This is a genomic window from Synechococcus sp. R55.3 (assembly GCF_047461975.1).
Lineage (GTDB): Bacteria > Cyanobacteriota > Cyanobacteriia > Thermostichales > Thermostichaceae > Thermostichus.
The window spans coordinates 26,233-35,193 of sequence record NZ_JANSIG010000012.1; the positions used below are offsets into that span (position 1 = coordinate 26,233).

Below are 8,961 nucleotides of genomic sequence, written 5' to 3' on the forward strand. Positions count from 1 at the left end.
ACTATATAACTATCTAGTGTTAAAATCAAGTTGACGAACGGCGCAAGCAGGTTTGTTGATTGGGGAAAAGCCGGTGAGCAGAGCGGATGTGAATGAGTGTCGCACGATCCTGACGCCGCAGGTTCTCAACAGCGTGGCGGAGTACTTCAAGGTTTTGGCGGAACCCAGCCGCCTGCAGATCCTGTGTCAGTTGCGCTCTGGGCCGAAGAATGTAACCCAGATTCTGGAAGCCACCGGCATGGGCCAGGCCAATGTTTCCAAGCACCTGAAAATCTTGGCGCAGGCAGGGATCGTCAGCCGTCAGCCCAAGGGGGTGAGTGTTTATTACCAAATTGCGGATCCCATGTGCTTTGAGCTGTGTGAAGTGGTATGTCGGCAGTTGGTGAGTCGGCTACAACAGCAAGCCCGCCAACTGGAGCCGCTGGCAGCCATTCACCCAGGTCAACCGAGCTGAGGCGGAAAGGGTTCTCAAGTAGGTTGGGATTTCGCGAGCACCCGAAGGTTATTCCAGCCCCAGCCGCCGACGAAAGTAAGGGATGGTCTGTTGCAGCCCAACCTGCAAAGGGATCCGAGGTTCCCACCCCAAGAGGGCACGGGCTTTGCGAATGTCGGGCCGCCGCTGCTTGGGATCATCTGTTGGCAGGGGCCGGTAAACAACAGGAGAAGGGCTGCCCGTGAGCGCAAGGATCTGCCGGGCCAGCTCCAGGATGGTGAACTCCTCGGGGTTGCCCAAGTTAAAGGGGCCAGGGTAGGGGCTGTTCATCAGCCGGATCAAGCCCTCTACCAAGTCGGAGATGTAGCAAAAGCTGCGGGTCTGGGATCCATCCCCATAAACTGTTAAGGGATCCCCGCGTAGGGCCTGGACGATGAAGTTGCTCACCACGCGGCCATCGTCCTCCCGCATGGCAGGGCCGTAGGTGTTGAAGATGCGGGCTACCCGGATCTCCGTTTGGTATTGCCGCTGCCAGTCGAAGGTGAGGGTTTCTGCCAAGCGCTTGGATTCGTCGTAGCAGGCCCGCGGGCCAATGGGGTTGACGTGGCCCCAGTAGTCTTCCGGTTGGGGATGCACCTGGGGATCCCCGTACACTTCTGAGGTGGAGGCCAGCAGGAACCTAGCCCCTGTTTTCTGGGCCAGTTGCAGCAGGTGATAGGTGCCCCAGACGCTGGTGCGGATGGTGCGGATGGGATCCGCTTGGTAGTGGGGGGGGGAAGCGGGGCAGGCCAGGTGGTAGATCTGCTGGATCCCGGCCTCTTCCAAAGCGGGCGGCAAGGGATCCGCCACGTCGTGCCAGATGAGCTGAAAGGCGGGGTTGTCCAGATGGGCCTGGACATTGAGCTGCCGGCCTGTGGAGCCATTGTCCAGGCAAATGACCCAGTGGCCTTCTTGCAGAAGGCGGGTTACCAAGTGGGATCCAATAAATCCCAGGCCACCTGTAACCAAGATTTTCATGAATTCCCCTTGTTTCTCAGCGCCTACCAGCCCACTCCGATGAGGGTTATGCCCGCCTGCTGCACCGCCTCCCGATCCAGACAGTTACGGCCATCGATGAGCAAGGGCCGCCGCATGAGCTCTGCAATCCGTCGGTAATCCAGTGACAAGAACTCCGGCCACTCCGTCACCAGCACCAGGGCATCGCAATCTTGGGCCAGGCGAAACACATCCGTTTCCACCACCACATGGGCCAACCCCTCCCGCATCCCTGAAGCGGACACAACGGGATCATACGCCTTCACCTTTGCCCCAAGGCGGTGGAGCTGCTCGATTAAGGTCAGGGAAGGGGCATCCCGCAGGTCGTCGGTGTGGGGTTTAAACGTCAGACCCAGTAGGCCAATGGTTTTTCCCTTGAGCACCTTGAGGGCTTGCTGCAGCTTTTCCACCAAACGTTGCCGCTGTTCTCGGTTGACCTCCACCGTGGCCCGCAACAGCTTGGCCTCATAGCCGTAGTCAGCAGCGGTTTGAATGAGAGCCGCCAGATCTTTGGGGAAGCAGCTTCCGCCCCACCCTATGCCGGCGTTGAGAAAGGCGCGGCCAATGCGCCTATCTAGGCCGATCCCTTCCGCCACCTGGGTTATGTCGGCACCGGTGCGCTCGCAGATGTTGGCCATTTCGTTGATAAAGCTAATCTTGGTGGCCAGGAAGGCGTTGGCGGCATACTTGATCATCTCGGCAGAGGCCAGGTCGGTGACCAGCAAAGGCACGGGATCCCCGCCCAGACCCTGCTGGCGACTGAGGATGGGTTTGTAAAGCTGCCGCATGATCTCAATGGCGTGGGGGCTGTTAGAGCCAATCACGATCCGATCCGGGTAGAAGGTATCTTGGATGGCGCTGCCTTCCCGCAGAAACTCGGGGTTGCTCACCACGTCAAACTGCGGCGTCCAAGGGGAGAGCTCTAAGGTGAGAGATCTGGCCTCAGGATCCCTCCCCACTTCCCGGCTGCTCAGCCGCTGCTTGGCAGCTTCAGCGGCCCCGTCCAGAATGAGCATGCGCACCCAGTCGCCGGAGCCAATGGGCACGGTGGATTTGTTGACAATGACTCGGTAGCGCTCGTCCAGGTGCTGGCCAATTTCCCGCGCCACCGCTTCCACATAGCGCAGATCCGGCTCCCCGCTGGGCAGAGCGGGGGTGCCCACGGCAATAAACACCACCTCGCTGGCCCGGATCCCAAGGCCCAGATCGGTGGTAAAGTGCAGCCGACCTGCCCCAGTTTCCTCCCGCACCAGCTCCTCTAGGCCGGGCTCGTAGATAGGCAGGCGACCCCGCTGCAGCCCTTCAATCTTAGCGGGGTTGTTGTCCACACAGATAACGCTATTCCCCAGGTGAGCCAGGCAGGCTCCTGTAACCAGGCCCACGTATCCAGCCCCTACTACGGCAACGTGCATACTCAGCGTTTGCTCCCGAACGGATGGCCCCCATGCCCCCGCAGCTCACCGTTAGGATACCCCACTCCCCTGGGATCCCTTACCCCCATTGAGGTCGGTGGCAGAATAAAGCAGGACATCTGCGGATCCCCGCTCGAGCTGCAGTGAGCTTTCTGGATTCTGCTGCCATAGCCAGCCGCCGCCAGCGCCAAGTGCAGAGGGTGCTGTACGTCACGCTGGGACTGAATGTTCTGGTGTTTTTGATTAAGTTCACCCTGGGGCTGACGACGGGATCCCTGAGCCTCATTGCCGATGCCCTACACAGCTCCACCGACAGCGCCAGCAACATTTTGGGCTTGGTGGCCGTGCGCTTTTCTTCGCCAGAGCCCGATGACGACCATCCCTACGGCCATCGCAAGTTTGAAGCCATTGGAGCGCTGGGGATCGCCGCCTTTTTGGGGATGGCCAGCCTGGAGATCCTGCGCACAGCCGTGGAGCGGTTTTGGGAGCCCCAGCCCCACCTGCAGATCGATGAGCTGACCTTGGGGATGATGGTGGGCGTGCTGGGCATTAATGTCTTTGTCACCCTCTACGAGCACCGCTGGGGCAAAGCTCTGTCCAGCTCGCTGCTGTTGGCCGATGCGCGCCATACCCTCAGCGACGTTGGGGTGACGCTGACGGTGTTGCTGGGGTTGGCCGGCATGCATTATTGGGGGATCCCTTGGTTGGATCAAGCCCTGGCTTTGCCGGTGGCGCTGCTGGTGCTCCGAAGCGGCTGGGAAGTGCTGCAGGAGAATCTTCCCTACCTCACCGACCGGGTGGCGATCCCCTCTGAGGCCCTGCGGGATCTGATCCTGAGCGTGCCAGGCGTGCTCGACTGCCATGACATCACTTCCCGCGGGATCCCAGGGGAAATGGTCTTTATCGAGATGCACCTGGTGGTGGAGCCACAGGACATTGAGTCCGCCCACCGCCTCACTGAGGAAGTCGAACACCTCCTGCAAGGGCGCTACGGGCCGGCGCGGATCCTCATCCACCTGGAGCCCCGCTCCCATATCGAACAACCCTAGCGAGAGCTTGCCACCTGCCAACAGATAGCCTAGCCAAACCTCAGGGATCCTGATGTTTCCAAAAGAACACCAAAACGGTATCAACGCCTCTGCGAGCGTCCCTCAAAATCTCGGAAAAGCCCATTCTTTCGTCGGATCCCTCGACGCCTTGTGCCACAAGGCTTTCCGGCCCCAAAACCCCCTCGCCGAAACTCTTTTTGCCCCCTTTTTTCCGGATCCCTCGCAAATGGGTCTTGCATCCCTTGCCCTGCTTGGCTTTAATAGGGGTGGGGGTTCCCCCTTCGGGGGGATCCCTAGAAATTGGAAAGCTATGATTGCAGATCGGGAAGTTAGAATTATACCTCGGGGTTCCCCCTTCGGGGGGATCCCTAGAAATTGGAAAGCGTCTAGTACGGGAGAATAGCATAGTCGTGCTTGAAGGTTCCCCCTTCGGGGGGATCCCTAGAAATTGGAAAGACCAAGTGAGACAGCTGAACCAGTTGCTCTAGTTCAACAGTTCCCCCTTCGGGGGGATCCCTAGAAATTGGAAAGGTAAGCATAGCGATAGATAATCATACAATCCTCCTTAGGGTTCCCCCTTCGGGGGGATCCCTAGAAATTGGAAAGCTCGAAGCTTATCCGGATCAAACTGTTCAAACTGCTCCAGGTTCCCCCTTCGGGGGGATCCCTAGAAATTGGAAAAATTATCGATAAGCCTGTGGAATCAAATCTTCACAGATGACGTGGTTCCCCCTTCGGGGGGATCCCTAGAAATTGGAAAACGATCCCACCGGAAATCTCGGCGGGGTCCCACTGTTCGAGGTGTTCCCCCTTCGGGGGGATCCCTAGAAATTGGAAAACTCACCAACCCCTCTCAGGCATTGGTGTAAGGACGGGGTTCCCCCTTCGGGGGGATCCCTAGAAATTGGAAAAAGACCTCAATATCGAGGTCTTTACTGGGAAGCCCTAGTAAAGGTTCCCCCTTCGGGGGGATCCCTAGAAATTGGAAAGCTCACGTACAAGCTTAAGTGCAGAAGCCTATGCATTACTACCTCGTTCCCCCTTCGGGGGGATCCCTAGAAATTGGAAAGAATTACCGCATCCGTATGGTCAGCTCCGTTTGTGTACGGTTCCCCCTTCGGGGGGATCCCTAGAAATTGGAAAGTTGACTTCTATTCTCCTCATTAGCTCTAGCTTCTGCTGGGTTCCCCCTTCGGGGGGATCCCTAGAAATTGGAAAGACTATGTTGGACTGTACGCTGAATGCGTACATAACGTTATACTGGTTCCCCCTTCGGGGGGATCCCTAGAAATTGGAAAGACCTACAGGTCTCTAAGATGGTAAAAACCCGCAGTCTTGGTTCCCCCTTCGGGGGGATCCCTAGAAATTGGAAATGTGAGTTCGACGGGATCCCACTGTTCGAGGTCGGTGAGGTTCCCCCTTCGGGGGGATCCCTAGAAATTGGAAATACCCCGTTAATACGAATGCAGTCTGTACCAAATTGTTGGTTCCCCCTTCGGGGGGATCCCTAGAAATTGGAAAAGACCCAACTCCCCCCCAGCCCACCTAACAGCACTACGGTTCCCCCTTCGGGGGGATCCCTAGAAATTGGAAAAGAGCTCTTCTTTGAGTGGAGGCGGGCCATCCAGCGTTCCCCCTTCGGGGGGATCCCTAGAAATTGGAAACCACCCAGGATTATCTCCTGGGTGTTCTTTATTCCCTTTGTTCCCCCTTCGGGGGGATCCCTAGAAATTGGAAACAACTTACATACACATTAGAGTTGCTGGTACTGTATTTAATAGGTTCCCCCTTCGGGGGGATCCCTAGAAATTGGAAACAAACAAAGCTCTGCGCAGTCTGATTAGACTGCGTATCGAGGTTCCCCCTTCGGGGGGATCCCTAGAAATTGGAAACCCCAACACCCAGGTATTTCACCTGGGTGTTCTTTCTAGGTTCCCCCTTCGGGGGGATCCCTAGAAATTGGAAATCACGTCGTAGTAACAGAAGACTTCAAGGTCGACCCCAAATACAGGTTCCCCCTTCGGGGGGATCCCTAGAAATTGGAAATATCGACGGATCCCGACTACGTTTGGACCGTCGACAGCCGGTTCCCCCTTCGGGGGGATCCCTAGAAATTGGAAATCCCCCAGACAATCACCGCGTCTTCTGGAACATCAGCAGGGTTCCCCCTTCGGGGGGATCCCTAGAAATTGGAAACCTGCCAGTTGGAGGTTGAAATGGCCATCATGATCACAAAACGGTTCCCCCTTCGGGGGGATCCCTAGAAATTGGAAACTCATCTTCATAATGTACCTCCCTTTCGTGGGAAGAAAGTTCCCCCTTCGGGGGGATCCCTAGAAATTGGAAACCTCTCCCAACAAACCCCGGTCACCCCATAGGCGCCCAAGATGTTCCCCCTTCGGGGGGATCCCTAGAAATTGGAAACTCTATAAACGTGCCTGTATGAAAAGGCACGTAGAGGAACGGTTCCCCCTTCGGGGGGATCCCTAGAAATTGGAAACCTGCCTGATTGGCAGCCTTTGAAAGAGAACTAGATTAGCTGGTTCCCCCTTCGGGGGGATCCCTAGAAATTGGAAACTTCGTGGTAGGGAATGGCGAGCAGGTATCTTCCATCGGCGGTTCCCCCTTCGGGGGGATCCCTAGAAATTGGAAACTCCATATTCTTATTAACATAGCTATTAATTACGTTTAGTATTGGTTCCCCCTTCGGGGGGATCCCTAGAAATTGGAAACCCTTTATACATACTACTGGATATATGGGCACCGGCGTGTTAGCGGTTCCCCCTTCGGGGGGATCCCTAGAAATTGGAAACGCCAGGAATAATTGTCCCAATCGAAGCTGTACTTATCAAGGTTCCCCCTTCGGGGGGATCCCTAGAAATTGGAAACCACACCTGGGTGTTCTTTTATCCCTGAAAAGGGAGGTTAACTGGTTCCCCCTTCGGGGGGATCCCTAGAAATTGGAAACTACGCTTACAGCTTTGGTAAGAAACTCTATGAACCACCCAAGTTCCCCCTTCGGGGGGATCCCTAGAAATTGGAAACTTTAGCAGCCTCCCGATACTTTGGGAAACTTTCTCGGGCGGGTTCCCCCTTCGGGGGGATCCCTAGAAATTGGAAACAACCGTCAAGCTTCGAGGATTGGTGCTTCAATTACTCACAGGTTCCCCCTTCGGGGGGATCCCTAGAAATTGGAAACAGTCGATTTCTTTATCCCGGTAACTAAATAGTTTCCTAACCTGTTCCCCCTTCGGGGGGATCCCTAGAAATTGGAAACTATAACATCAACAACAGTGCTTGATACCGCAACGCGGGGTTCCCCCTTCGGGGGGATCCCTAGAAATTGGAAACCAGTTGCATGGAATCCTCCTCCCTCATCGGGATAGAAGTTCCCCCTTCGGGGGGATCCCTAGAAATTGGAAACATCTTGAAAGCTCTTGGTCTAGTTTAACTCCTCCTAGTTCCCCCTTCGGGGGGATCCCTAGAAATTGGAAACTTCAGGAAGCGGGTGGAGGTCACAGAAAGAGGGTTCCGTAGTTCCCCCTTCGGGGGGATCCCTAGAAATTGGAAACATCGCCATCTTTTTGCGGGCTCTGGCCAAGCTCTTCGGTTGTTCCCCCTTCGGGGGGATCCCTAGAAATTGGAAACAAGTGTAGGCTCAATCTAAAAATAAAAAGGCTACCTTGTTCCCCCTTCGGGGGGATCCCTAGAAATTGGAAACATTACTTCGTAGGCTAAGCCTACTCCGATTACGTTAGCAATGGTTCCCCCTTCGGGGGGATCCCTAGAAATTGGAAACTAGGGAGCGCATCGAGGACGAAATGAAGTTGGTCAATCAGGTTCCCCCTTCGGGGGGATCCCTAGAAATTGGAAACTCGCCTGCTTGATTTAGAATGAACGAATGAGGACAAGTTCCCCCTTCGGGGGGATCCCTAGAAATTGGAAACCCGCAAGTTTCTCATAACGGGCAGCTTACGCGAGGCCTCGTTCCCCCTTCGGGGGGATCCCTAGAAATTGGAAACAAGTTCCAGTAGTACTCACGGCCATTTATGGTGCGGACCGTTCCCCCTTCGGGGGGATCCCTAGAAATTGGAAACTTCCAGGCCAGAGCGGACTTCCTTATTCAGGGCTGCTCCTGTTCCCCCTTCGGGGGGATCCCTAGAAATTGGAAACAAAATTAAACTGAATCCCCTGGTCTGTACGCTGTATAGTTCCCCCTTCGGGGGGATCCCTAGAAATTGGAAACCTCATAGTGAGGGCGTTCACCTGGAATCTTGTAGGCGTAGTTCCCCCTTCGGGGGGATCCCTAGAAATTGGAAACTTTAATACAAACCATTTACTATTAGGAAATGTTGGCTGTTCCCCCTTCGGGGGGATCCCTAGAAATTGGAAACTCAGACGAAGGCTAACAGACATAAGCGAACCTCCAACGTTCCCCCTTCGGGGGGATCCCTAGAAATTGGAAGCAGATCATCAACTGGGAACAGACTAGCTAGCGCCTAAGGGTTCCCCCTTCGGGGGGATCCCTAGAAATTGGAAGTGCTTAGTAGGCACACTCCTGGATGGTGGGTAGAAAGGGGTTCCCCCTTCGGGGGGATCCCTAGAAATTGGAAGCGAAGATCTTCCACTGCCCGGCGAGCCTCCCGCATGGGTTCCCCCTTCGGGGGGATCCCTAGAAATTGGAATCTTGTTTACAGATAACTGCGGTAGAGTTAATTCTGAAAGGGTTCCCCCTTCGGGGGGATCCCTAGAAATTGGAATCCGTCAACCTTTTGTTGGCTAAGCCAATGGGGTTGAAAGGTGGGTTCCCCCTTCGGGGGGATCCCTAGAAATTGGAATACCGCATGGGAGAGCTTCCCATTCGTAATTATTACGAAGGAGGGTTCCCCCTTCGGGGGGATCCCTAGAAATTGGAAACGTGTTCGTTTACAACAGCCTAGGTGACTATATCGCCAGTTCCCCCTTCGGGGGGATCCCTAGAAATTGGAAACGTGTTCGTTTACAACAGCCTAGGTGACTATATCGCCAGTTC

Annotated in this window: 4 protein-coding genes and 1 CRISPR repeat array; of the genes, 2 read left to right on the plus strand and 2 right to left on the minus strand. The window is 55.4% G+C overall.

Annotated elements, in window-relative coordinates; all coding sequences use genetic code 11:
- Positions 1-73 precede the first annotated feature (73 nt).
- Positions 74-454 carry an ArsR/SmtB family transcription factor gene (locus tag NW849_RS03380; protein ID WP_414355908.1) on the plus strand — a complete coding sequence of 127 codons (381 nt, stop codon included), beginning with the start codon at positions 74-76 and terminating at the stop codon, positions 452-454.
- 48 nt (positions 455-502) lie between these two features.
- Here the strand turns inward: NW849_RS03380 and NW849_RS03385 are convergent, their stop codons facing one another.
- Both NW849_RS03385 and NW849_RS03390 read right to left on the minus strand, forming a co-directional pair.
- Positions 503-1,450: a UDP-glucuronic acid decarboxylase family protein gene (locus NW849_RS03385; RefSeq protein WP_414355909.1), complete on the minus strand. Its 948-nt coding sequence runs from the start codon at positions 1,448-1,450 to the stop codon at positions 503-505.
- A gap of 23 nt (positions 1,451-1,473) precedes the next feature.
- Positions 1,474-2,880: a UDP-glucose dehydrogenase family protein gene (locus tag NW849_RS03390; protein ID WP_414355910.1), complete on the minus strand. Its 1,407-nt coding sequence runs from the start codon at positions 2,878-2,880 to the stop codon at positions 1,474-1,476.
- A gap of 143 nt (positions 2,881-3,023) precedes the next feature.
- Here NW849_RS03390 and NW849_RS03395 point away from each other — a divergent pair, with 143 nt between their 5' ends.
- Positions 3,024-3,929 (plus strand): cation diffusion facilitator family transporter, encoded by a 906-nt coding sequence (locus NW849_RS03395; protein WP_414355911.1) that lies wholly within the window; start codon positions 3,024-3,026, stop codon positions 3,927-3,929.
- Positions 3,930-4,201: 272 nt separating this feature from the next.
- Positions 4,202-8,920: direct repeats of the CRISPR family, unit length 36 nt; unit sequence GTTCCCCCTTCGGGGGGATCCCTAGAAATTGGAAAC.
- Positions 8,921-8,961 lie beyond the last annotated feature (41 nt).